The sequence below is a fragment of the Oceanobacillus sp. Castelsardo genome, assembly GCF_001659985.1.
Lineage (GTDB): Bacteria > Bacillota > Bacilli > Bacillales > Amphibacillaceae > Oceanobacillus.
Map to the genome: position 1 here is coordinate 42028 of NZ_LYCS01000002.1, position 25549 is coordinate 67576.

Below are 25549 nucleotides of genomic sequence, written 5' to 3' on the forward strand. Positions count from 1 at the left end.
ATGTAAGGATTAGTGATAATTTAACTAAAAGAAAAGGTGATTATTTTGGCAAAAACAAGTGAATTAGAAAAAAAAGCAAGAGACTTAATATCTGAACGCGGTGTCAGCATTGATCATATCGCGGAGCTAGTATATTATTTACAATCTGCATATCACGATGATTTGAATTTAGAACTTTGCAGGGAAAATGTGGAGAAAGTCCTTGGCAAAAGAGAGGTGCAAAATGCTATTATTACAGGTATTCAATTAGATATTTTAGCGGAGAAAAAACAATTAGAAGAACCTTTACAAGAAATTATCGAGAAGGATGAAGGACTTTATGGAATTGATGAGGTAATTGCCTTATCCATCATCAATGTTTATGGTTCTATTGGTTTCACAAACTACGGATACATCGATAAACAAAAACCAGGCATTCTAAAAAAATTAAACGATAAATCATCCGGTGAAGTTCACACATTTTTAGATGATATCGTTGGTGCGATTGCTGCAGCTGCCTCTAGCCGTCTAGCACATACATATGCAGAAGAAATGGAAAATGATTAAGATAAGTACAAGTGCCTTGTTCACCCTCCCGACAAGCTTAAGACCCCAAGGGGTAGGCCCTTGTGCTAGATACAAAAAACAGGAATGCCAAGTACTTTTGGCTTCCTGTTTTTTTAGATGTTATCAAACCACTCATTTAAACTGTGAACATAATAAGTCGGTTTTTCTGTTAAATGTTCGTACTTGGAAAAAGGAGTAACCCCTGTAAAGACCATTAATGTGTCCATGCCTGCACTAATCCCCGCTTTAATGTCAGTATCATAATTATCACCGACCATTAATGTGTCCTCTTTTGTTAATCCAATTAGTTTTAATGCTTCTTCCATAATAATGGATTCAGGTTTACCAATAAATATAGGGGCAACCCCTGTACTCACCGTGATGACAGATGTAATGGATCCATTCCCAGGCAATAAGCCTCTTTCTGTCGGTAAAGCTACATCCCCATTTGTTGAAATAAATGTAGCTCCATTTCTAACAGCTAAGCATGCTTTTGCTAATTTTTCATAGTTTATTTCTCGGTCAAGCCCAACAATAACATAATCAGCTTTTTCACCATCGACCATTTTAAGTCCACTTTCTTCTAATGCATGATGAAGACCTTTTTCACCAATTACATAACAGGTCGCGTTAGGCTTTTGTTGTTTAATATAATTAGCAGTTGCTAAACTTGTTGTCACAACCTGATCTACCTTTGCCTGTATTCCCATATTATTTAGTTTACCCGCAACATCTTCACCCGTTTTTGTTGAGTTATTCGTTACAAACAAGAAAGGAATATTCTTCTCAACTAATTTTTCAATAAACGGAGCTGCTTCTTTAATTGGTTCTTCACCTAGATACATGGTGCCATCTAAATCAATTAAATATCCTTTATATTGCTTCATTTTATTCCTCATTTCATTTCATAGTACGTATTCGTTACAATTTTTTAATAGTCCATTTACAAACATGTGAGCCTTTTGTAATTAGTGAATGAACAGAGACGGTTCCATTAGAAAATAATTGTTCAAGCATGTTAATTTCATTTTCACATATTTGATCGTATTTTGATGCAATACTTAATATTGGACAATTATAATTCCTGATTTCAAATTCACCTTGTTCAGTCTTTTCCACTTCTATTAGGTAACCATTTTCATTTTGAATATGAATGACTTGATTGATTCTCTCGGCTAACGATTCAGATGTAATGAGTGATTCATAATAATCGATTTCTCGTTGCATGCGTTTTTTAAGCAAATCATTGACAACTTCTGACCCTTGAATTTCTTCCAAGTCTTTTAATAAATCTAAAGGCAATGTTTTTAACTGATTGGGGAATGTTCCATGACCAGCTTTAGTCAATATATATTGATAATATGGCCTTCCAATACTTTGCTTTTTAGCTTGCTTTGTAAGAAGTCCTTGTTTTTCTAATTCATGAATATGCTTTCGAACCGCTACTTCCGAAATGGTAAAATGTTCCATGATTCCTTCTATAGTCATAGAATGATTCTTTTTTAAAAGATGTAAAATCCTTTGTTTTGGAGACATCTTTTTACTCATTTACATCACCCTTAATTATGATTAGAAAAAGCGTTGGCAACCCCTAATTCACTTTCTAGGTATGTTCTAATATGAGTACTGAACTGCTCTAATAGTGCCTTATTATTTGAAAGGACAAAGTCTAATTGTTTATGGTCTACATTTTTATAATCATTAACAATCATCCTACGTAGGCTGATTATCTCTTTATAACCTTTTTCTTCTACTTGTGGTATTACTTTTTCATCAACTAATATGTCAATAATGTCATCATAACTTCCAGGATCTCTCATAATAAATCCGTCAATCATCATGTTTCCAACATCGAGGATAGATTCAATTAAAATATGTGCAATTCTTTCCTGGGCTAATTGACTTACATAATTTTCAAATTTATTATTAGATAGTGCACTAAGTAATTGTTCCATATTTTTTAAAGTAATCTCTATATTATTTCTGTCGACAAAATACATTGTTTTTCGTCTCCCCCTAATTGACTTTCTTCCATTTTATCATATCATAATACTTATATAATAAGTGGGAAACCTGAAAACGTTTAGAAAAATATCACAAAAATAAAGAGGGAATAAGTATGGATATATCTGCAATAATTGAAATGGATGCAATATCCACTGCTTCTGCGATTAGAATAGGTAAACTAACTAGTACAGAAGCTGTTACAGCATACATAAACCATATAAATAATGCAAATCCAAGTATAAATGCAATGATTGAAAAACGTTTCGAAGAGGCTTTAAAAGAAGCGATGGAATTAGATGAACAGTCGAAACAAAATATCCATAATAAAGGAGCCTTATATGGAGTCCCTATTAGTGTAAAAGAATCATTAAATATTTCTAACATGAAGACTACAGGTGGATTACAACATCGACAAGATTTAATAGCTAGGCAGGACTCGGAAGTTATTACCAAGTTAAAAGCGGCAGGAGCAATCATCTTAGGGAAAACAAATACACCTGCTCTTTGTTTTAGTCAAGAGACAGAAAATAAATTATACGGTAGAACTAACAATCCTTGGGATCTCACAAAGACGGCTGGAGGTTCAAGTGGAGGGGAAGGAGCTTTACTTGCCGTAGGAGGTGCCGCAGCAGGAATTGGTTCGGATATTGGTGGGTCAATCCGTATTCCAGCCCATTTTAATGGTGTTGTTGGATTTAAGCCCGGAATGAATCAAGTCTCCCAGGATGGGCATTTTCCATCCGTTATGAATACATTGGCTGAAAGAATGTTTTCGATTGGTCCAATGGGTAAATCTGTACAGGATATGCGGTTTTTATATGAAATCATTTCTAATAAAAGTATAAAAACAAATCATTTACAAAATTATCTGGTGGAAATCCTGCCCGGAACAATAGAATACCCAATCTCAGAAAAGACAAAAGAAATGCTTGATACAATAGAGAATTACTTAGAGAAGTTTTTCGCTATAAAACGTACCGTTCCCCCTTTTTTTGAAGATAGTGCAAAACTTTGGCAAGATATTCTTGCCAGTGATCATAACCACATTTTAGAACAAGAAGCGTATAATAATGATCGTTCAGGGGTTTTCAGAGCCTTTTTCAGAGAAAAATTAACAGAAAGAACATCCATTCGTCCTTCGTTGTCATGGGGGATTTTTGGTTCAAAATTATTCAAGCCAAATGGTAAACGAACACTTGAAGTAAAAGAAACGCTTGAAAAAGGAGATAAAAGATTAACAGAGTATTTAAAAAACCGTCTGCTTATTTTCCCCGTGTATTATAAAGTTGCTCAAAAACACGGAAAAGTATATCATGACATTTTCTCAATACGTAAAACTTTTCTAGAATATATGCCATATGTAACTTATGCAAATGTTTGGGGACTTCCCTCATTAACTATTCCAATAGAAGCGGATGATAAAGACATGCCGATTAGTATTCAAATTATGAGTAGTATTGGAAATGAAGATGCCATATTCCGCCTTGGAAGATTAATTGAAAAACGATTTAGAGGGTACGTCCGCTGCCCTTATTACGATTAGAAAACTACTGGCATCGCCTTCAAGGCTCTAGAAAATACCTTTATTGTACACTTAAAGGATAAAAGGTTTTATTGGAAAAAGTAAAGTAGCAACCTTTACCTTAAAAGGTTGCTGCTTTTTAATTTAACTCTTCAAAACCTGTATTCTGTGATGATTTATAGGCATCAATAAGTAGAAATACTGCTGTAATAATATGCATAATCATTCCGACTATCGGAATCCACCCGATACATGATGTTATAATTCCTAGAATGCTACCATGGATTTTTTTCTTATCATGAACCGAAAATATAAGAGTAACAATATGCAAGATAAACATTACTGCTAGAGGTAACCATGCATAACTAATAATAATAACTCCACCAATAAACGGTATTCCCCAAAATGCTTCAAGACCACCGCTTACCCACTTTAATATAGTAGATATATTCAACCACCTAACACTCCCTTCCCTAAATCTTAATAGGATCACTTTTAACTCCTTTAAACATATTATGCTTTACTTCTGAGAAAGCTAACTTCTAAAAGGAGGAAAAAACATGCCAAAGGATCATAATAAAAAGTATTCCAACTTTTCCAATGTCGAAAAAATGAAAAATGAGTTAGTACCAGAGGAATTTCCTGAGGGTGCATTTGGTTCCGCTATAAATAAAGAAGAAATGGTATCAAGCAAATCCACAGAATGGAATGAAGGGCAAAAACGTGTGAGTGCTTATGTTTACCCTGATGAAGATCAACATGACGAATTACCAAGACAATTCCCAGGAGCACATCCTTTACATGATGAATAACTAATTGGAGCAGTACGTTAGGACTACTGCTCCTATTTTTTCACTTTTTTAAGTACAAAATATGCACAACCAAAATTACAGTACTCATAAAGGTAATCATCTAATGCACTTATTTTAGTATCTACTTGTGCTTTTGAGCTTCTATCGTTATAAAAACCTTTTAGACGAAGTTGGTTATATCCCCAATCTCCAACAATATAATCATATTTAGCTAAGATATCAGAATAGCGATCTTTTATCGCATTTTCTTCAAAACCATTCTTATTATTTTCTATTATCTCATAATGCTTTCCATGCAACTCGATCAATGGATTTGTCACCTCACCTAGTTGAATATATTTTACCATATCTTGCTGAATAGAAACCACATTTTTAAGTGCATTATTTCCTAGTTTATTACCACACTATAAAGTGAAACTTCATTCATGAGGATTTTCTACTGAATGTTAGTTGAACGAATCGGGCGTTTACTGGCTGTTAATCCTCTTTTTTTATTCATTGATTTTATTAAAACCTTTATGTGGGGGTCTTACAGTCAGTTAACCTGCGATAATTGAGATAAAAGGAGGGTTACTATGAAAAAATTCTTTGTTTCCATCACAGCAATATGTTTGTTCCTTATAACGAGTGGATGCAATACAAACAATGAAGCAGAAAATTCGATACAAGATATGCAAAATAGAAATCAAATTCAAGACCAATTAAATCCTAACCATGAATTTCAAACCCCATCCAATCAAGATATTAACCATCAACTAGGATTTGTCCGATATTCAAAAGATGAAATCGATACACAAAATATGAATAATCATGAAGCTAAAATTGACAGAAGAGAAATGGCTGATATGATTACTCGTTTAATTTTAAATAATGATGGTTTTAATGAAGTGGCAACACTTGTTACAGATCAAGAAGTGCTTATTGCTTATGACAGGGATAATAACAGTGATTCGAAGTTAACGAATGAAATAGCACAAAAAACTGCTGAATCTGTAATGCCTCGATTTTATAAGGTATATGTAAGTGATAACAAATCTTTAATGTATGATATCCAAAGTCTGCATAATTCAAACACGAATCGTGACTACGATAAATTAATTCAAAAGTTAATCAAAGACATGGAGAAACCATACAAACATGAATAATTCACTTCATTTTGCTATCACCATAATAATCGGTGATAGCTATGTCGATTTTAGGAGGTGAAAATAATTGAAAAAGCGAATCATTCCTATCGTCTATTTGTTAATGTTCGTCATCTCTATTTCAACCGTTACCGCAGAAGAAGATAAAAATACCATTTATGAGGAAAGAATGAGTTTATTTAAAAAAACAGAAGCTTTAACTCAAATACCTTGGTATTACTTTGCTGCCATTGACAACTTTGAACGAAATACACTCGATAGTAACGAACCAGAAAAAGTAGTTTCCATCGATATAGATAATGAACTTTGGTACGGCATAGGAAATCCGGGGGAAAACCAAAGTATTGGAATAATTGAAATGCACGATGGAAAAGGTAAAGATGGAAATGGAGATGGAATAGCCGACCCTAATAATCCAGAAGATATTTTATATACGATGGGAAATATACTTCTTGAGTCTGGACCAACTGAAGATGACATTAAAATTGGATTGTGGAATTTCTATCAACGAGACTTAACCGTACAAACCATTAAGAATACAGCTAAAGTATTTCAAAAATTTCAAGACATTAATCTAACTAATCGAGATTTCCCTGTAGCAACCAATTACAATTATAGTTATCGTAGCACTTGGGGAGATAGGAGAGGTTTTGGGGGCTTACGTATCCATGAAGGTACGGATATTTTTGCTGATTATGGAACACCTGTAAAATCGACAACTTATGGTGTTGTTGAAATGATGGGTTGGAATTTATATGGTGGTTGGCGAATAGGTATTCGTGATATCTATAATATTTATCACTACTATGCACATATGAGTGGATTTAATGATAATGTCAAAATTGGACAAGTTGTACAACCGGGTGATGTCCTTGGTAGTGTAGGATCAACAGGGTATGGTCCCCCCGGCACTTCAGGAAAATTCCCACCTCATTTACATTATGGAATGTACAAAGATAACGGAGTAAATGAATTTTCTTTTGACCCTTATCCTTTTTTAAGAAAGTGGGAACGAATGGCCAAAGATTAAAGAAAAGAGCCCTCGGGCTCTTTTCTTTAACCAACTTTCTTTGAATTTTTCATAGCATGAGCAATACTTAACCCAAGACCTCCCCATATTATGACAATACCAATAATCATTACAACAATAGCTCCACCAGTCATTTATTTAGCCTCCTCTGATTGTTCTAGATCTTCAGAAGGTTCTTCATTCCTCCATTTAGAAAGTGTAAACAGAATACCGATTATTAATGCCCCTGCGGCAACACCCCAACCTACTATGGATATAAACATATCGGGGTATCCTTCATAGTTTCCTGTATCTGTTGGGAATAACTTCAGTAGGTTAAGTCTAAACAAATCAAACATCATATAACCTAGAACGATTGGAGTTATAACACCTAAACTAAACGTCCACCAAGAGCCTAGTTGAATATCGGAAATACCGTTTGCATGTTCTTTTAAATCTTTCAATTGTTTCATAATCCAACTTACTGCAATTACTTCAACTAAACCAATAAACGCAACTCCAAATTGGTTAATAAAGTAATCTACTGTATCTAAGAAGAACAATCCGCCTTGTGTTGCATACAGAAGAGAAACAATAGCTGATAACCCTCCAGCAAATAAAACAGCTTTTGTTCTTGATAAGTTAAATTTATCGATAATAGCGGAAATATAAGCTTCACAAATGGATATCAAGGATGTTAATCCCGCTAGAACTAATGACACAAAGAACAAGACACCGAAGAATTGGTTGAACGCTGGTAGTTCATTAATAATCTGTGGGAATACGACAAACGCCAGACCAACTCCACCTGCAACAACCTCATCAATTCCCACCCCGGCTTGACCAGCCATAAATCCTAGAACAGAAAAAACCCCTATACCTGCTAACAACTCAAAACTCGAATTACCAAAACCTACAATAAATGCATTATTCGTTATATCGGATTTTCTAGGTAAATAACTTGAATAAGCAATCATAATGGCAAATGCAATAGATAAACTAAAGAATATTTGACCATAAGCTGCGACCCAAACATCAGACGACATGATTGCACTAAAATCAGGCTGAAAAAACGCATTAAGTCCTGTAATAGCCCCAGGTAAAGTTATAGCACGAATAACGATTATCAAGAATAATACCGTTAATAAAGGAATAAAAATCCGGTTAGCAATTTCAATCCCTTTCTTAACCCCTCTAAATAAAATAACTAATACAATTGCCCATACAATGATAAGCGGAATTAGTACACCTGGTACAAAGCTCCCTGTTTGACCAGGATCAACTGTCAAACCTAAATAATTTTCAAATAAGAATGCTTCTGTATCTGCCCCCCAACTTAGATTGAAAGAGAAAACAGAATAAGACATAGCCCAAGCAAGAATAACAGAATAATAAGTTCCTATTACAAATGCAACTAATGCACCCCACCAGCCAATCCATTCAGCCTTTTTACTCATCCGTTTGAAAGATAGCGGGGCTGATCCGCGATACTTTTGACCAATTGTAAATTCCATAATTAATAATGGAATTCCAGCAGTAAGAAGCGCAAATAAATAAGGTATAAAAAACGCTCCTCCTCCATTCTCATATGCAACAGCTGGAAATCTCCAAATGTTCCCTAGACCTATCGCTGATCCAACTGCCGCTAAAATGAAACCTGCTCTTGTCCCCCATTGTGAACGAGTTTCCATAAATCATCCTCCCTTTCTCCTTTATCAATCCGTAACGGCAAAAACTTAGATTAGTGTTTATTTTCAGATATTTAATAATATTATAACAGGTTGTGTTGCTATGTCAAAATTTATTTTATATTTTATAACACATTTATATGATAGTTCTAACAAAAAAATAGTGACTCATTTTCAATAAATGAGTCACTATTTCAAATTATGCATTTTTCTTATGAAAATAATTTATTCCAAAACTTATTACAAGCAACAATATAATGGATAGAACGAAAGATAACAGGACCTGATTTGTAAAGCCTACTATCAAATAACCTACCATAGCTACTCCAGCAGCAATCAACGCATATGGTAACTGTGTTAATACATGATCAATATGGTTCGCACCAGCACCTGTTGATGAAAGAATTGTCGTATCTGAAATTGGCGTACAATGATCTCCAAATACAGCACCCGCTAAAACAGCAGCTAATGATGGTAGTAGTACACTCATATCTGTTACTATTGCAACTTCTGCTGCAATTGGTAACATAATACCAAAGGTTCCCCATGATGACCCGGTTGCTAACGCCATAAAACCTGCAATAATAAAGAATAAAAATGGTAATAATGCGTGGTTTACTTGTAAATTATCAAATATATGCGCTAGATATTCACCTGTTTTAAGAGTACCAATGATGGAACCAATCATCCAAGCAAATATTAAAATATATATCGCTGGAAGCATCGTTTTAATTCCCTCTGTTAACAATTTACCTAAACTTGCTTTAGGTGCATTTTGATTTAGATGGAATAAAAGTGATGTTAAAACAGCGGCTAAACCACCAACAAATAAGGATAAATTTACGTCAGTGTTAGCAAAAATAGAAAAGATATTAACATTACCTTCACTATTATTGATTCCTGTTAAAAACATAGATATGACTGTAACAAATATAAGTACTAAAATAGGAAAGATTAGATGACGAACCTTCCCTTCAGGATGTGGTTCAAATACACCACTTAAATCTCCAGCAACGTTGCCCTTTTTTGGACCAATCAATTCACCTGTTCGAATGGCACGTTCCTCATGTATTCGCATTGGACCAATATCCATTTTAAGGAAAGCTACTAGGAAAACTAATAAAGTCGCTACAATTGCATAATAGTTAAGAGGAATCATTTGGATAAAAGCTTGTAATGGTTGAATATCCGTTAAGCCATTTGTAGCAAATATCCCCCCTAATATTCCAATTATATATGCTCCCCAGCTAGATATTGGTGATATTACTGTAACTGGAGCAGAAGTAGAGTCGACAATGTAAGCTAACTTTACCCGGGAAATCTTATATTGATCTGTAATCGGTCTCGCTATTTGTCCAACTGCTAATGCATTGAAATAATCATCAATAAATATAATAATACCTAATAGAGCAGAAACTAGAGTAGCTCCTTTACGAGTTTTCACACGTGATAGCATCCACTCCCCAAATGCTCGACTACCGCCAGAAGCTTGTAAAAAGGCAATCATCATTCCTAGTAGTAATAAAAACCCTAATAACAATAAATTACCGACATTTAAAGCACCATCTGATATAAAAATCTCATAGAACGATTTCCATATTTCTTGAATCGATCCCAAAATGTTAAAATCATGTATAAATAATGCTCCTATAATAATACCAATACCTAATGATAGAATGACTTTTCTAGTTAACAGCACTAGAATTAACATTACTATTGCAGGAATAAGCGAATAAAATGTCCCTTCCATTTTGTTACCTCCAAGTTATAATCTTTTGTTGCTGTGTGTAATGATCGGTGTACTTCTGATAGTTTTCTTTAGGGATACGTAGATTTGTTTATATTAATAAATAGTTAAAAAATTGAAACAAATCCATATAAAAAGAACAAAGATAGAAAATAACCATCTTTGTTCTTTACAAAATACGTTATCCTCCATTTCGATCAGTAGTTCTCCACGCAACATAAATGCATGACAGTATACCTCTTATTCAAAGATATACCAGCTATAATAAGTTTGACTCTTATTACACTTCGGCAAACAATCCTTTCATCAACAATCATCGTTGTCATTCTCCTGTTGATTACTTATCTTGTCCGCACCTCTACCTCACCGATCTGAGGTCTATTTAATTTTCTAATGTCTAATATACTAGATTATTCGCTTTCTTGCAAGTTACTATTATTTCTTTGCTCTCCAATATCGTCCTTTGGAATCGCTATAGATGGCCCATTACCTACTCCACCATAGAAATCTGGAACTTCCCCCATTATTGCTCCACCATCAATATATATTTCAGTTTGAACAGTTTTGCGTTCTGTAATATACGGAATAATGATTTGTACATCTGCTTCTACATTTATATATAACGAAACCCAAGAACCATTAATTCCAAGTGGTTCCGTCTCCCTAACGATATTGGTACGAACTGCACCTACTAATTCAAGATTAATAGGTATCTTTGGTCCTAAATTTGCGAGTAGCGCATTTCCAGTAATTTCTCCAAGTGGAATTTCAATTAAGGTCGGATCTTGTACAGCACGATCTTCCGCTCCATCACTATATTCATAAGGTTCATGTAAAGAATAGTCATAAGAAATAGGGTCCCCCCGATTCATATGAAGGAAAAACTCTTCCACACGATCTGTTGCTACTCTATTAATCTCACTTATTACCGATTGGTTCCAATTATATACGGTAAGATTACCATTTTCATCAGAACTAATGGTTGCTATATCTGTAAAATCATAGTTTTCCGCAAACCGCACTGCCATATTAATCGCCCTTGTGGCAAATTCTTGCGTTTTAGCTTCGGATATCTCTTTTATTGCCGGTGTTATTCCTTGACTCACAATTCCAATACTTAAAATAATACATAAAACAAAAACAACCATAGTTAGTAAAAAGATGTTTTTCCTTGGAGGTGGAGCGAATTTTCTTCTCCCGAATCTTCTACGTGGCTTCATTAAAAATCCCCCCTAAAACAATCTATGCTTGTTTTAGGGGGGATAGAATTTAATTCTATTCCATTAGGATAGAAATATATTCGCATCCTCTTATCATCATTAATTATGAAATTCTTAGTAGTGCTTCTTTACCTGTCATCCCAATTTCCCAACCAAAGTTTTCACGTGAAGCTTCCGTTATTTTAGCTAGTGGAGCATGTAATAATTGGTCAATGGTTCGTACACCCTCCGCACGACCTGCAATTACATTTCTTTGTTTTAATTTTGGATTTTCATCAAAAAAATCCACATCTAAAGCCGCACACATGATATAGCCAATATCATTGGAAATTACTAATAAAGTTGTTTTAGGGAGTTCTACTGTTGTTGCAGTAAAATGCTTTCCTTCCACTTCTAAAGGTTTTACTGTAACCATAAGAATTATAAGCCTCCTTCGTAATATACATTATATCTTTATGCACAATGTAGGTGGAATGTCACTAAAAAAGTATAAACACAACCAAATCAGAAGCAATTATGAGTATTGTTTTTCTAATGTTGTTACTAATAGATCTCGTAAGAATTCTGGAAGAAAATAATGCTTCGTATCTGATCTGGCTATTTCAGGTAATAAACGACCAAATGTAAATGCATCGGCTGTTCCCAATTTATATGTTTGGTTTGTATCTAATTCACTACCGTCAGGGAACAATACTGTTTTTACATATTCTTCCCCATTCGCATGAAAGTTTGAAACAACTTCGATACCCGAAAACACCATTTTCCCTAGTACTTTTCCTCGAAAGCCAAATCCTTTTAACTGAAATTCAGTAAACTCCTTCGTTAAAGAAACACGTATCACTTCCAGTATTTCACTACCTGTCAATTCAACAGTAACAGGATTAATCGGATGAGGACAAATACGGTGAATATCTTTATAAGCTATTTTTCCAGCAGGAAGAGATTCTAATAATAAACCGGAATTTAACATACCAATATCTGCCTTCGTAAATTCTCGTAATGTGTTTGTTAATTCCCGCATAACTTTAGTATTTTGAAACCACTCCACCTTTATTGGATAATTTGTATGTATAATGGGGTAATTCAAACGTTGTTCCGCATCTTCTTGTAATGATATAATTTTATGCAATGATTGCATGTCTTTTTCATACTCGGTAATATCCGTTGCGTAAGCTTCCTTATTTATGAGCTTTTTAAGATCATGATCCCAAGTTAATATAACTTCCCCGACAAAAGAACAATGCTTCCCAGCTGCAGTGATTATTGTGTTATTTATTTTTTCACCGGTTCGTAATAAATGATGTGTATGACCACCAATTATGACATCAATATCTTTATACCTTCTCGCTATTTCTTGATCTTCACTTAGACCAAGATGTGACAACAAAACAATAATATCTGTATCTTGTCTTAATTCATGAACATATCTATCCAGTTCATCATATACGGACGAAATATGCCAACCTAACAAATGATAATAATCATTAAATGGTGCCGTTAAGCCAAGTATTCCAATTCTTACTCCACTTGCCGATGTATATTTAATATGACGATTTAGCCAAAATGGTGCTTGATTATCCAAACTATGAAGGTTTGTACATACAACATCGAATTCGGCATCATCATATAAACGATAAAGATCATCATGGGCTAACGTAATTCCTTCATTATTACCAAATGTTACAATATCATATCCTAAATCATTCATAAGCTGAACATTTGCTTTTCCCACTGTGGCCTCTGATATGGGATGAACCCTGTCCATATGATCACCAATATCAACTAGCCAATAATCCTGATCTCGAGCTTTTCGCGCCGCTATAGAATCTTTCATAAAAGCCGTCACTCTTGGCCATTGTTCGAAATTACTATGTAAATCATTTGTATAATAAAAGTATAACTTTTCTTCCATCATTAAACTCCTTACGAAAGTCCTTCAATAATCATTCGTAATCCAACGATAATAAGTAAAATACGTAAAATCCATTCTAGTGTCTTTCCCGGAAGCATTTGATTTACTTTTGCTCCAAACCTGCCACCAATCCATGCCCCAGGTATAAACAATAGTGCATATTCCCATAAAATATGACCTTGTATAATATGTGTTATGGATCCCGAGATACTTACAAAAAGAATCATAAACATCGAAGTTGCCGTAGCGATATGTGTTGGAATTCCAAACAATAACATCATGGCAGGAACCATAATAGATCCACCACCAATACCAAACAAGCCCGATAACACTCCTACTACTAATGAAAGAATAATAGCAGGAACAACAGATACTTTATAATAATAACTACTTCCGGCTAACTCAACAGTTTTAACACCTTTTTGATTTGGATCAATTTGTCTTTTGAATACACGTTTATTAATAAACAATAGAGACGAAATAACTATCATCAATATACCAAAATACAATGTAAATACGTCTACATTAAAATAGGCATTTAATCTAGATCCAATAATACCGCCTGGAATACTACCAATTAAGAAAAGAATTGCTGTTTGATAATCTACTCTTTTTCCTTTTATGTATGTTAAAGAAGAGGATAAAGCGGTAAAAATCATCGTCACTAATGATATCCCAACAATGGTTTGGGGTGTTGCCCAATCAAATGATGGGGAAATACTATTCATTAAAAATAAACTTGGAACAAGAATTATCCCTCCGCCCAACCCCGCAATGGAGCCAACAAACGCAGTAAGGATTCCGATTAACACGCAAATAATAAAAACCAACGTTTTCCCCTCAATCTAATTATTAAACTTCACTATTTATATTAGCACTAATTGCATTTAATTCCCAACTATCGAGAAGGTTTGGGGATAAAAACATTAAGAACTTACTATCAGGGCTATACTAACCCATAAACGAATTCTTGAAGTTGGGGGTCTTGCAGCTAGTTAATACGTGATAAAATAAATTATGACCCTTATCTAAAATAGTACGAATACAATATGAAAAGAGGTAGACATAATGAAACTTGTTGGAGTATCGGGAGCTCTTGCTGGCGAAAAGACATCTCTAACTGTAAATGATGTTTTGGTTAATGCAAAACTCCTTGACTCAACTATCCAGACAGAATTAATTGACTTAAGAGACTATGAAATTGATTTTTTTGACGGAGCCCCGTTGGCAGTATATAACGAAGATACTTGGAATGTAGTAAAAAAAATACTATCTGCTGATTTTCTCATATTTGGTACACCTATTTATCAAGCGTCCATTTCAGGAGCATTAAAAAACTTGTTAGACCACTTACCTGAATATGCATTTAAAAATAAAGTAACAGGTATGGTAGCTACAGGGTGGTCGAACAAACATTTTCTCGTACTAGAATATCACTTAAGATCCATTCTATCTTATTTTAAAGGATTAGTTCCAACAGGAAATGTCTTTGTTCACAATGACTCCTTTAATGAAGATAGTGATAAAATTATAGATGATCGAGTTTCAGAAAGGCTTCAAAAACTTGCTGAGGAAATAATTTATTTGCAACGCGGGATCACGAATAGATAAACACATCTTATTATAAAAAACTTAGTATTAATAGGTGTGACATTTAATTTAAAGAGCCTCTAAACTTAAACGGAAAACAAAACCCTTGCCACAAACACTGTTGTGACAAGGGTTTTAATTGTTTTATCCAATAGAGCCTTCCATCTCGAATTTTATCAATCTATTCATCTCTACTGCATATTCCATTGGAAGCTCTTTTGTAAATGGTTCAATGAAGCCCATGACAATCATTTCTGTCGCTTCTTCTTCTGTTAAACCTCTACTCATTAGGTAGAATAATTGTTCCTCAGAAACTTTGGAAACTTTTGCTTCGTGTTCTAATGAAATATTGTCGTTGTAAATTTCATTATATGGAATCGTATCAGATTTAGATTCGTTATCCAAGATTAAAGTATCACACTCAATATTGGCACGTGCTCCTTCTGCTTTACGTCCAAAATGAACTAAACCACGGTAAGTTACGTTTCCACCTTGCTTAGAGAATGATTTAGAAACAATTGTGGATGAAGTATTCGGTGCTAAATGATGCATTTTTGCACCCGAATCTTGTACTTGACCTTTACCTGCAATAGCAATAGAAATCGTATTGCCTCGTGCTCCTTCACCTTTTAAGTGAATAGCTGGATATTTCATGGTAAGTTTAGATCCAATGTTTCCATCAATCCATTCCATTGTACCATTCGCATCAACCGTCGCACGTTTTGTAACTAGGTTGTATACGTTGTTAGCCCAGTTTTGGATTGTTGTATAACGGCAATACCCATCCTTCTTAACGATGATTTCTACAACAGCACTGTGAAGGGAATTCGTTGTATAAACTGGTGCTGTACAACCTTCTACATAATGAACGGATGCACCTTCATCCACGATAATTAACGTTCTTTCAAATTGCCCCATATTTTCTGAATTAATACGGAAATATGCTTGTAGAGGTGTCGTTGCCTTAACCCCTTTAGGAACATAAATAAATGATCCTCCAGACCATACAGCTGAATTTAATGCGGAAAACTTGTTATCAGAGTAAGGTATTACTGTACCAAAATATTCTTTAAAAATTTCCTCATGTTCTTTTAAAGCTGTATCCGTGTCTAAAAAGATAATACCTAACTCTTGTAAGTCCTCTTTCAAGCTATGGTAAACAACTTCAGATTCATACTGTGCAGATACACCAGCTAAATACTTTTGTTCTGCTTCAGGAATACCTAGCTTGTCAAAAGTTTGCTTAATTTCATCAGGTACTTCATCCCAAGTTCTACCTTGTTTTTCAGATGGTTTTACATAATATACAATCTCATCAAAATCTAACCCAGTAAGGTCTCCGCCCCATTGTGGCATTGGACGTTTATAGAAATGTTCCAAAGCTTTTAGACGATAGTCTAGCATCCACTGAGGTTCTTCTTTCATTTTTGAGATTTCTTCTACTACTTTACGTGTTAAACCTTTTTCTGTACGGAACACAGAAACGTCTTTGTCCCTGAATCCATACTGATACTCTTCTATTTCAGGTGCTTTCTTAGACAATTAAAAAACCTCCTTTAGGTATTAGCTGTAGATTAATCTTAGTAGCTTATCTAGCATGTTCCTACAGTCCTAATTTTCCTCTTTAACGCCCTTTTCCATTGCTTTCCAAGCTAATGTAGCGCATTTTATACGAGCAGGAAATTTAGAAACCCCTTGAAGAGCTTCTATATCTCCTAAATCTAAATTTGTATCTAATTCTTTTCCAAGCATCATATCAGAAAAAAGTTCAGACATTTTCATTGCATCTTCAATTTTTTTTCCTTTTACTGCTTGGGTCATCATGGAAGCAGATGACATACTAATGGAACAACCTTCCCCTTCGAATTTCGCATCCTTTACAATTCCATCTTCCACTTTTAACTGTAATCGGATACGGTCACCACAAGTAGGATTATTCATATCAACGGAGACAGAATCTCCTTCTACAACTCCACGATTTCTCGGGTTTTTATAATGATCCATAATAACTTGTCGGTAAAGTGTATCGAGATTATTTAAAGACATTCCCAAAATACTCCTTCGTTTTTAAAAGTCCGTCGACTAGGGCGTCTATTTCTTCCGATGTATTATAAAGATAAAAACTTGCACGAGCTGTTGCCGTTACATTTAGCCATTTCATCAACGGTTGTGCACAATGATGACCCGCACGAACAGCTATACCTTCAGCATCTAATACTGTTGCAGTATCATGTGGATGGACATCATCTAGATTAAACGTAACTAGAGCTCCACGTTCTCTAGGTCCATAAATGGTAATACCATCAATCGTACTTAATCTTTCTAGTGCGTAATCCGCTAATCTTTTATCATGTTCATAAATATTATCCATTCCAATATCATTTAGAAAATCGATTGCGGCACCTAATCCAATTGCACCAGCGATGATTGGAGTCCCACCTTCGAATTTCCAAGGTAGCTCTTTCCAAGTGGAGTCATACAGATCAACAAAATCTATCATTTCTCCACCGAATTCTACAGGTTCTGTTTTCTCCAATAACTCCCGTTTCCCGTACAGTACCCCGATTCCAGTAGGAGCACACATTTTATGACCAGAGAAAGTATAGAAATCACAATCTAAATCTACAACATCCACTTTCATATGTGGAGCACCTTGTGCCCCATCCACAACAATTATCGCACCATGATCATGTGCTATTTTGGCAATTTCTTTTACTGGATTAATAGTCCCTAGCACATTCGATACATGGGTAATGGCTACAATTTTTGTTTGACTGGTTACTGTGTTTCGAACGTCTTCAAGAGAAATCGTACCATCTTCTTGAAGAGGTATATATTTTAATGTAGCACCAGTTGCTTTTGCAGCTTGTTGCCAAGGTATGATATTACTATGATGTTCCATCGGTGTAATAACTATTTCATCACCTGGTTTTAAGTTAGGTCGTGCATATCCATAGGCAACGAAGTTTATGGAAGTTGTCGTTCCACGAGTAAAGATTACTTGCGCAGAACTTTCAGCATTAATAAACGCTCGAACCTTTTCCCTAGCTCCTTCATATTGATCAGTAGCTCTGGTACCTAATGTATGCACACCACGGTGGACATTAGAATTATTATTTCGATAATAATCATCCACTGCCTTGATTACTGGTAATGGTTTTTGCGATGTAGCAGATGTATCTAAATAGACTAATGGACTTCCATTTACTTCTTGGTCTAAAATAGGGAACATTTCTCTAATGGCTTTAATGTCCATTAGTATACTTTCCTTTCAATCACTTGTTTCAATTGTTTCTTAACCGATTCAATTGGTAATTGATCTACAACTGGTGCCAAGAACCCATGAACAACTAGTCTTTCAGCTTCTTCTTTTGATATACCACGACTCATTAAATAATACATTTGCAATGGATCGACACGCCCTACTGATGCTGCATGACCTGCGGTAACATCATCTTCCTCAATTAATAAAATTGGGTTTGCATCCCCACGAGCATCTGGACTAAGCATTAATACGCGCGATTCTTGTTCGGAATTAGCTTTCGTACCACCATGTTCAATTTTACCAATTGCATTAAAGATAGTAGTCGCACTTTCTTTCATTACCCCACGTTGTAAGATGAAACCATCTGAAGCTTTTCCGTATTGCACAATGCTTGCAGTAAAGTTTTGAATTTGTTTTCCACGGCCAACGGATACAGCATTCGCATTTGATGTTGCACCATTTCCCATTAGATAAGTAATGTTCTCAGAAATAGTATTTCCATCATTCATTTGTCCAAGAGCCCAATCAATGGTTGCATTATTATAGGCAACACCACGACGGTTTACATATGATGTTACTCCAGATGAAAGATTATCAACCGCACCAAATGAAATTTTCGCATTATCCATTGCAATTACTTCTTCTACGATGTTTGCAATTGTTTCTTGTTCGCTATTACTGGAAATATAGTTTTCAACAAATGTAAGTTTACTGTTTTCTTCCGCAACGACAAGAACATGATTAAATAGTGCTAACTCAGCATCTTCTTGCCAGAATACTACCTGCAGTGGTTCTTCAATTTGAACGTTTTTTGGTACATAAATAAATGCTCCGCCGTTCATTAAAGCAGCATGCAGTGCTGTTAGTCGGTTTTGGTCTACTTTTACAGCATCTTTCATAAAATATTTTTCTACTAAGTCACTATATTCTTCAAGTGCTGTGAAAATATCTGTAAAAATAACACCTTGTTTCTTTAAATCATCGTTAATTGTTGCATAAGCAATAGAGTTATTTCGTTGTATAATTAAGTTTTCGGGAATATTATCTTGATCAAAGTATTCTTGTAATACTTCAGGTAAATCTTTAATAGATGAAATAGCTTCCCCTTCTGTGAATTCATGTTTGAATTGGGTAAAATTCCATCTAGTAATTTTTGTTTTATCTGGTTTAGGCATTTCTAAGCTTTCCACTTGTTCCAATGCCTCTAATCGCAATGTCCTCAACCAAGATGGTTCGTTTCTGTTGGTTGAGATTTGCTCAATATATTCATTATTATATGGAAGCTTTGTTTCAACAGTCATTTTAGTCCTCCTAACGTTTACGCATTTTGTTCTACAGTTTCGTCTTCGATTCCTAATTCATCTTTGACCCAGTCATAGCCTTCCGCTTCTAAACGTTTAGCAAGTTCCGGACCACCTGATTTAACAACTCGTCCTTGCATCATAACATGTACATAGTCAGGGGTAATGTAGTTAAGTAAACGTTGGTAGTGAGTGATGATTAAGCAACCGAGGTTTTCTCCACGCATTTTGTTAATTCCTTTAGAAACAACCTTCAATGCATCAATATCTAGTCCAGAGTCAATTTCATCAAGAATTGCGATTTCAGGTTTTAATTGCATCAATTGAAGGATTTCATTACGTTTTTTCTCTCCACCAGAGAATCCTTCGTTTAAGTATCTAGTAGCCATGTTTTGATCAATTTCTAAGAAGTTTAAATCTTTATCCAACTCTTTAATGAACTTCATTAAAGGGACTTCATTTCCTTCTTCACGACGAGCATTAATTGCAGAACGTAAGAAATCAGAAGTAGTAACCCCAGTTATTTCACTTGGATACTGCATAGCTAAGAAAAGACCTGCACGTGCACGTTCATCTACTTCCATTTCTAATACATCTTCTCCATCAAGAGTGATACTACCTTCCGTAACTTCATACTTTGGATGCCCCATGATTGCAGATGCAAGTGTTGATTTACCTGTACCATTCGGCCCCATGATTGCGTGAAATTCTCCACCTTTTATAGTAAGGTCTACACCTTTTAAAATCTCTTTTCCTTCAATTTCAACGTGTAGATTTTTGATTTCTAAAACTGATCCTGCCATAATTTATACCTCCAAAGATTGATATTTTAACTATGTTGAAATGAATGTTAATCCATTCTCAATCTATTCTCATTACAATCTTAAAGCATTTCCAATTAATAATCAACTTATTAACTAGTAGACTCTAGAATATAGGTTTTATAAGGAAAAAGCAAAAATTACAACTCCAAATGTAGGATTGCTTCCATATTTTTCATAGCTATTTTTTTGGAAGTTTTGCTTTGTTTTTTTATACTAAAAAAATGCCGGCACATTAAAAGTACCAGCATTTTTCAATTTATTTATGAATGTGAGATGTAGCCTCTGCAACAATTTTTTTACTCAATGCGTAATCTTGTTCACGTCGTCTCTCCACTTTCATACGATTGGAGAGTTTTCTTTCATATTCAGAATAATTCATCCTATGGGATTGTTCCATGGCTTTTTCCATTTCATGCGTATACTTCATAGTATAACTTAATCATCCTTTCAAAAGGTATAGAATAATTTTAGCACTTGGTGTTTTATCTTACAATATGGAATTTAAAGGATAAATCTAGATTATTGAACATAAAACACTTTTCATTCATATATTGATTAAGTTATACAAAATTTCTTCATAATCCTTTTAAATACTCCAGTTTATTTGTTATCTTGTCCGACTGGAACCACTGCACCTTCATATTTTTCTAAAATAAAGTTTTGAATCTCTTCTGAATGAAGAACTTCCACTAATTTCTTAATTGCTTCATTATCTTTATCTTCAGAACGAACAGCAACTACGTTCACATATGGTGAATTTTCATCTTCAATAAATAATGCATCCTCTAATGGGTTTAATCCTGCTTCAATTGCATAGTTTGTGTTAATTGCTACTAAAGTATCTGCTTCTGATTCATACATTTCTGGTAATAATCCTGCATCCACATCAGCCGAAAATGTAAAATTATGAGGATTATCCACTATATCATCTACCGTTGCTTCAGCTTTTTTTACATTTTCATCTAATGTAATTAAACCTTGTGCCTCGAACAACGCAAGGATACGACCATGGTCAGCAATAGATCGACTGATAATTACTTCTGCGCCATCAGGAATTTCTTCTTCGCTCTTAATATTTTTAGAATAAATCCCCATTGGTTCTACATGAATTCCATCAATATAATCTAAATCATAGCCGGTTTTTTCAACAGTTTCCTCTAGATAGGGAATATGTTGGAAATAGTTTGCATCTAACTCTCCACTTTCTAGATCATCATTTGGTAAAATATAATCTTGATATTGTTCTATATTTAATGTAATTCCTTCTTCTTCTAACAACGGTTTTGCCTCTTGCAAAATTTCAGCGTGTGGAGTACTAGAAGCCCCAATTGTGATTTCATTTTTTGACTCATCATTTGATGATCCACCACAAGCAGTTAATACTACGGTGAATAGCAGGACTACTAATGATCCAATAATTTTTTTCATGTTCATTCTCTCCTTCTATTATTTATGCTAATGCTTGTCTATCTTTTATCCATTTTATTAGAGATAAAGTCTCCGATAAATTGGAAAATAAAAACGATAATTAAAATAAGGACGGTACATAGTAAAACAACATCAAATTGCCTTCTTTGGAATCCATAAAAATAAGCATAGTCCCCAAGTCCCCCGGCACCAATCACACCTGCCATTGCTGTGTATCCTATTAAGGCAATAGCAGTTACGGTTAATCCTGAAACTAACGCCGGTTTTGATTCAGGTATTAGCACTTTAAATATAATCGTACTTGTTTTTGCCCCCATAGATTTCGCTGCTTCAATTACCCCTTTATCTACTTCACGAAAAGCAATTTCAGCTAATCTGGCATAAAAAGGTGCCGATCCAATGATTAAAGCCGGTAGAGCAGCTGAAGGCCCCCGAATCGTTCCTATAAGAAAATTAGTAAATGGGAAGAGTAAAAGAATTAAAATGATAAATGGTATAGCCCTAAAAATGTTTACAATACTCGCAACAATAACGTTTAAAATTGTATTTTCCCAAATCCCATCTTTTGATGTTAAGTATAAAAGTAAACCAAGGATAATACCTATAATTGCTGTACCAATAAGTGCAATAATGGTCATATAAAATGTCTCATAAGTTGCAAACCATATATCTTCCATTTTTATATTAGTTAGCATTACGTATAACCTCCACTTCTACTGAGGTTTCATTGCGAATAAATTCAACTGCATTACTGATTTCTTTATCGTTACCTATAAATTGCGTAATTAATGTTCCAAATCCACCAGTTTGTGTTTGCGTAATTTTCCCTTGCAAAATATTAATATCTATTGGAAATTTTTTAGCCAATTGACTAATCAAGGTATGATTAGTAGATTCTCCGATAAATCGCAACCGTAAAAGAATACCATCATGATTAACGTTATTTAACAGATTCTCAATGTCTTCTGTTCCATCTTCAGAACCTGGCTCCATTAACTGTGCTACGAATTTTTTCGTAACGTTTTTTTTAGGATGGGAGAAAAGATCAAGGACGTTACCTTGTTCCACGATTTTCCCTTTTTCCATTACGGCAACCCTATTACAGATTTTACGAATAACATTCATTTCATGGGTAATCAAAATGACTGTCAAACCTAGTTTCTTGTTAATATCAACTAATAAATCCAAAATAGCGTTCGTTGTTTCCGGGTCGAGTGCTGATGTTGCTTCATCACAAAGTAAAACTTTGGGGTTGTTTGCTAATGCACGCGCTATCCCAACACGTTGTTTCTGACCTCCACTTAATTGTGAAGGATATGCTTTTTCTCTACCAGATAACCCTACTAAGTCAATTAACTCTTGAACCTTTTTTACTCTTTTCTCTTTTGTAACGCCTGCAATTTCAAGTGGAAAAGAGATATTATCTTCAACAGTACGCGACCATAACAAATTGAAGTGCTGGAAAATCATCCCAATTTCCTTTCGCGCAGCGCGTAGCTCATTCTTTGTTAATGAGGTGATTTCTTGTTTGTCAATAATAATATTTCCTGCAGTTGGTTCCTCTAGACGATTTAATAGGCGTATGAATGTACTTTTTCCAGCACCACTGTAGCCTATGACTCCAAAAATCTCACCATTCTCTATATCAAGGGTCAAATCATCTACCGCTGTTAATTTCTTATTGTCTGATGTATAAACCTTACGTAACCCTTTAATCGAAATCAAAATGATTCCTCCTTAACTAAGCCTTAAAATCCCTTTTAGTATATAACATTTAATAAAATAAAAACGTCTTTCTGAACATGAGAACAGAAAGACGCTTACTATGTCATTCCATTCTCTCATCTTTCAAAGCGATAAAGCTTTGCAGGAATTAGCACCTTTTTCAAACAACATTGTTTGAAGGTTGCCGCGGTTTCTTCAGGCCTTGTCCCTCCACCGCTCTTGATAAGAGATTGATAGCTTACTAGTATAATCTTAAATTCATAATAGCACTATATTCCTAGGCTTGTCAATAACGAACGCAAAAGTTGCATAATATCGAACAAAAAAATAAAACCGGCTTTTGCCGATTCCACTTTAGTTGTTTACAAATAACTCCGGCTTATATTGTACTAAATAACTATAAATATTTCCTATAGACTTAAAAGCATAGATTTTCTCTTTTATTTCATTGTCTTCTTTAATAAGTAAACACGGAACACTTTCAATCTTGTTATCATGCATAAATTCTGAAAAATACGATGCATTCATTTCATAAAAAATGGTCTCTTTATGAACAGATTCAATTTTTTCTAACATCGTTCTTGCTACACTACATGTTCCACAAAAAGGGGTATAAATATATAATAGATACCTTTCTTCTTTTAATGCTTGTTCTGTTATTTCTTGCAATGAAACCACCCTACATTGATTAAATTGAACGAATAATCATTCAGAATCTTTAAATTAAGAATAGTGGATTTACTGAGAAATGTTTACCTACCAGCGCAGTTGCAAGGATGTGTTCTGGTGTAGTTGCAACTTCCCTATATTCACTACTGACGTAAATATGATCAGCATGCGGTAGTTCACGCGCAAGCTGCTTCCTGAGCTTGATTCCTGAACGGTCTTCATCCACTAAAATAAAAACATCTCTATCATCTAGTTGATACATTTCTAACATCTCGTCAAATCGCTCCACTCCTAGTGTACCGTTTGTACAGACAATGGTTACATCGTCATTGATAACTTTTTCGATTTGACGTTTATCTGTCAACCCTTCTACAATGATTACTTTTTCTGAATCAGACGTTATCATCACACAGCACTCCCCATGTAAGCAAGTAAGATGCTCGTTATAAGTATTCTGTTTACATAAGTATATGATAAAATGATGGCTAACTATACGCTTTTTAGAATAAATGTACGTTAGCCATGGTTTTTAACTTTAAGAGCATGGTTAAAAAGCCCGATAAAAATGACATTTCAGTACTAGGACCTTCTACTAGATACGAATTAAAGGAAGCCGACTCTGTCCTTTTTATCTTCCTTTTTGTACACGCGCTTTAATCTTCTATTAATTCCCCATATTCACTTGGATTCAACAATGATTCAAGTTCAGACTCATTATATGGTTCTACTACAACCATCCATGCTTTATCGAATGGAGATTCATTCACAAATTCCGGATGGTCTTCTAATTCTTCATTTATTTCAACTACTTTTCCGCTTATTGGAGCGTATAATTCAGACACCGTTTTAACCGATTCAACACTACCAAATGGCTCATCTAACTTAAGTTCATCCCCCACTTCAGGTAGTTCCACAAATACAATATCTCCTAGTTCATCTTGTGAAAAGTCCGTAATCCCAATGCGTACATTAGCACCTTCTTTTTTCACCCATTCATGCTCTTTTGAATATAATAAATCTTTCGGTAAACTCAAAATCTATCCCTCCAAATGTTCGTATAAATCATATTTCTTATAAAGAAACTTATGTTATCACGTCTTTACTGGCTGTAAGACCCCCACTACAAGAATTCGGGTTAA

At 34.6% G+C, this 25549-nt stretch carries 30 protein-coding genes and 2 riboswitches; of the genes, 6 read left to right on the top strand and 24 right to left on the bottom strand.

Going from position 1 to position 25549, the window contains the following annotated elements:
* Positions 1 to 45 precede the first annotated feature (45 nt).
* Positions 46 to 546 carry a phosphatidylglycerophosphatase A family protein gene (locus A9178_RS04450; protein ID WP_068672800.1) on the top strand — a complete coding sequence of 167 codons (501 nt, stop codon included), beginning with the start codon at positions 46 to 48 and terminating at the stop codon, positions 544 to 546.
* A 113-nt stretch (positions 547 to 659) separates the two neighbouring features.
* On the opposite strand, the gene A9178_RS04455 is transcribed toward A9178_RS04450, so the two are convergent.
* Genes A9178_RS04455 through A9178_RS04465 form a run of 3 tightly spaced genes read right to left on the bottom strand, consistent with a single transcriptional unit; the run spans position 660 to position 2546 of the window.
* Positions 660 to 1433 (bottom strand): TIGR01457 family HAD-type hydrolase, encoded by a 774-nt coding sequence (locus A9178_RS04455; protein ID WP_068672802.1) that lies wholly within the window; start codon positions 1431 to 1433, stop codon positions 660 to 662.
* Between the two features lie 34 nt (positions 1434 to 1467).
* The gene (locus tag A9178_RS04460; protein WP_068672805.1) at positions 1468 to 2094 is read right to left on the bottom strand and encodes a helix-turn-helix transcriptional regulator; all 627 of its coding nucleotides are present in this window, start codon (positions 2092 to 2094) and stop codon (positions 1468 to 1470) included.
* A gap of 11 nt (positions 2095 to 2105) precedes the next feature.
* Positions 2106 to 2546 carry a DUF86 domain-containing protein gene (locus tag A9178_RS04465; protein WP_068672806.1) on the bottom strand — a complete coding sequence of 147 codons (441 nt, stop codon included), beginning with the start codon at positions 2544 to 2546 and terminating at the stop codon, positions 2106 to 2108.
* A 119-nt stretch (positions 2547 to 2665) separates the two neighbouring features.
* Between A9178_RS04465 and A9178_RS04470 the strand changes: the two genes are divergently transcribed.
* Positions 2666 to 4096: an amidase gene (locus A9178_RS04470; protein ID WP_068672807.1), complete on the top strand. Its 1431-nt coding sequence runs from the start codon at positions 2666 to 2668 to the stop codon at positions 4094 to 4096.
* A gap of 118 nt (positions 4097 to 4214) precedes the next feature.
* Here the strand turns inward: A9178_RS04470 and A9178_RS04475 are convergent, their stop codons facing one another.
* Positions 4215 to 4529 (bottom strand): hypothetical protein, encoded by a 315-nt coding sequence (locus A9178_RS04475; RefSeq protein ID WP_068673585.1) that lies wholly within the window; start codon positions 4527 to 4529, stop codon positions 4215 to 4217.
* A 106-nt stretch (positions 4530 to 4635) separates the two neighbouring features.
* Between A9178_RS04475 and A9178_RS04480 the strand changes: the two genes are divergently transcribed.
* Positions 4636 to 4887, top strand: coding sequence for a hypothetical protein (locus A9178_RS04480; RefSeq protein ID WP_068672808.1), 252 nt, complete (start codon positions 4636 to 4638; stop codon positions 4885 to 4887).
* A 32-nt stretch (positions 4888 to 4919) separates the two neighbouring features.
* Here A9178_RS04480 and A9178_RS04485 read toward each other — a convergent pair whose 3' ends face one another.
* Positions 4920 to 5195: a YutD family protein gene (locus tag A9178_RS04485; RefSeq protein WP_068673587.1), complete on the bottom strand. Its 276-nt coding sequence runs from the start codon at positions 5193 to 5195 to the stop codon at positions 4920 to 4922.
* A gap of 267 nt (positions 5196 to 5462) precedes the next feature.
* Between A9178_RS04485 and A9178_RS04490 the strand changes: the two genes are divergently transcribed.
* Positions 5463 to 6032, top strand: a complete 570-nt coding sequence (locus A9178_RS04490) for a YhcN/YlaJ family sporulation lipoprotein (RefSeq protein WP_068672809.1) — start codon at positions 5463 to 5465, stop codon at positions 6030 to 6032.
* Positions 6033 to 6099: 67 nt separating this feature from the next.
* Positions 6100 to 7062: a M23 family metallopeptidase gene (locus A9178_RS04495; RefSeq protein WP_068672810.1), complete on the top strand. Its 963-nt coding sequence runs from the start codon at positions 6100 to 6102 to the stop codon at positions 7060 to 7062.
* Positions 7063 to 7088: 26 nt separating this feature from the next.
* Here the strand turns inward: A9178_RS04495 and A9178_RS18890 are convergent, their stop codons facing one another.
* From A9178_RS18890 to A9178_RS04525, 7 genes are all read right to left on the bottom strand, one after another.
* Positions 7089 to 7196, bottom strand: a complete 108-nt coding sequence (locus tag A9178_RS18890; protein ID WP_156520701.1) for a methionine/alanine import family NSS transporter small subunit — start codon at positions 7194 to 7196, stop codon at positions 7089 to 7091.
* Positions 7197 to 8732 (bottom strand): sodium-dependent transporter, encoded by a 1536-nt coding sequence (locus tag A9178_RS04500; protein WP_068672811.1) that lies wholly within the window; start codon positions 8730 to 8732, stop codon positions 7197 to 7199.
* A 196-nt stretch (positions 8733 to 8928) separates the two neighbouring features.
* Entirely contained in the window at positions 8929 to 10479 is a 1551-nt protein-coding gene (locus A9178_RS04505; RefSeq protein WP_068672812.1) for a Na+/H+ antiporter NhaC family protein, read from the bottom strand.
* Positions 10480 to 10669: 190 nt separating this feature from the next.
* Positions 10670 to 10845: riboswitch (Lysine riboswitch) on the bottom strand.
* Between the two features lie 41 nt (positions 10846 to 10886).
* Positions 10887 to 11696 carry a sporulation protein YunB gene (yunB, locus tag A9178_RS04510; RefSeq protein ID WP_068672813.1) on the bottom strand — a complete coding sequence of 270 codons (810 nt, stop codon included), beginning with the start codon at positions 11694 to 11696 and terminating at the stop codon, positions 10887 to 10889.
* A 103-nt stretch (positions 11697 to 11799) separates the two neighbouring features.
* A complete protein-coding gene (locus tag A9178_RS04515) occupies positions 11800 to 12111 on the bottom strand; it encodes a YunC family protein (RefSeq protein WP_068672815.1) in 312 nt (103 codons plus the stop codon).
* Positions 12112 to 12210: 99 nt separating this feature from the next.
* On the bottom strand, positions 12211 to 13608 hold the full coding sequence (locus tag A9178_RS04520; RefSeq protein ID WP_068672817.1) for a bifunctional metallophosphatase/5'-nucleotidase: 1398 nt from the start codon (positions 13606 to 13608) through the stop codon (positions 12211 to 12213).
* Positions 13609 to 13619: 11 nt separating this feature from the next.
* The gene (locus tag A9178_RS04525; protein WP_068672818.1) at positions 13620 to 14438 is read right to left on the bottom strand and encodes a sulfite exporter TauE/SafE family protein; all 819 of its coding nucleotides are present in this window, start codon (positions 14436 to 14438) and stop codon (positions 13620 to 13622) included.
* 238 nt (positions 14439 to 14676) lie between these two features.
* Here A9178_RS04525 and A9178_RS04530 point away from each other — a divergent pair, with 238 nt between their 5' ends.
* Positions 14677 to 15219: an NADPH-dependent FMN reductase gene (locus A9178_RS04530; protein WP_068672819.1), complete on the top strand. Its 543-nt coding sequence runs from the start codon at positions 14677 to 14679 to the stop codon at positions 15217 to 15219.
* A gap of 123 nt (positions 15220 to 15342) precedes the next feature.
* Here the strand turns inward: A9178_RS04530 and sufB are convergent, their stop codons facing one another.
* The 12 genes from sufB to gcvH form a co-directional block, all read right to left on the bottom strand.
* Positions 15343 to 16740, bottom strand: coding sequence for a Fe-S cluster assembly protein SufB (sufB, locus tag A9178_RS04535; RefSeq protein ID WP_068672820.1), 1398 nt, complete (start codon positions 16738 to 16740; stop codon positions 15343 to 15345).
* 69 nt (positions 16741 to 16809) lie between these two features.
* Positions 16810 to 17244, bottom strand: a complete 435-nt coding sequence (gene sufU / locus A9178_RS04540; RefSeq protein ID WP_068672821.1) for a Fe-S cluster assembly sulfur transfer protein SufU — start codon at positions 17242 to 17244, stop codon at positions 16810 to 16812.
* Positions 17231 to 18454 (bottom strand): cysteine desulfurase, encoded by a 1224-nt coding sequence (locus A9178_RS04545; protein WP_068672822.1) that lies wholly within the window; start codon positions 18452 to 18454, stop codon positions 17231 to 17233. The genes sufU and A9178_RS04545 overlap by 14 nt, the downstream gene beginning before the upstream one ends.
* Positions 18454 to 19764: a Fe-S cluster assembly protein SufD gene (gene sufD / locus A9178_RS04550; RefSeq protein WP_068672823.1), complete on the bottom strand. Its 1311-nt coding sequence runs from the start codon at positions 19762 to 19764 to the stop codon at positions 18454 to 18456. The genes A9178_RS04545 and sufD overlap by 1 nt, the downstream gene beginning before the upstream one ends.
* A gap of 17 nt (positions 19765 to 19781) precedes the next feature.
* Entirely contained in the window at positions 19782 to 20567 is a 786-nt protein-coding gene (gene sufC / locus A9178_RS04555) for a Fe-S cluster assembly ATPase SufC (protein ID WP_068672824.1), read from the bottom strand.
* A gap of 277 nt (positions 20568 to 20844) precedes the next feature.
* A complete protein-coding gene (locus A9178_RS19115; RefSeq protein WP_197482151.1) occupies positions 20845 to 21015 on the bottom strand; it encodes a YuzK family famiily protein in 171 nt (56 codons plus the stop codon).
* Between the two features lie 173 nt (positions 21016 to 21188).
* Entirely contained in the window at positions 21189 to 22016 is an 828-nt protein-coding gene (locus A9178_RS04560; protein WP_068672828.1) for a MetQ/NlpA family ABC transporter substrate-binding protein, read from the bottom strand.
* 38 nt (positions 22017 to 22054) lie between these two features.
* Positions 22055 to 22711, bottom strand: a complete 657-nt coding sequence (locus tag A9178_RS04565; protein WP_068672830.1) for a methionine ABC transporter permease — start codon at positions 22709 to 22711, stop codon at positions 22055 to 22057.
* Positions 22701 to 23741: a methionine ABC transporter ATP-binding protein gene (locus tag A9178_RS04570; RefSeq protein ID WP_068672831.1), complete on the bottom strand. Its 1041-nt coding sequence runs from the start codon at positions 23739 to 23741 to the stop codon at positions 22701 to 22703. The genes A9178_RS04565 and A9178_RS04570 overlap by 11 nt, the downstream gene beginning before the upstream one ends.
* Before the next feature lie 113 nt (positions 23742 to 23854).
* Positions 23855 to 23970: riboswitch (SAM riboswitch) on the bottom strand.
* 125 nt (positions 23971 to 24095) lie between these two features.
* A complete protein-coding gene (locus A9178_RS04575; protein ID WP_068672832.1) occupies positions 24096 to 24410 on the bottom strand; it encodes a thioredoxin family protein in 315 nt (104 codons plus the stop codon).
* Between the two features lie 49 nt (positions 24411 to 24459).
* On the bottom strand, positions 24460 to 24816 hold the full coding sequence (locus A9178_RS04580; protein WP_068672836.1) for a toprim domain-containing protein: 357 nt from the start codon (positions 24814 to 24816) through the stop codon (positions 24460 to 24462).
* Between the two features lie 247 nt (positions 24817 to 25063).
* Positions 25064 to 25444 (bottom strand): glycine cleavage system protein GcvH, encoded by a 381-nt coding sequence (gcvH, locus tag A9178_RS04585; RefSeq protein WP_068672838.1) that lies wholly within the window; start codon positions 25442 to 25444, stop codon positions 25064 to 25066.
* Positions 25445 to 25549: the final 105 nt, after the last annotated feature.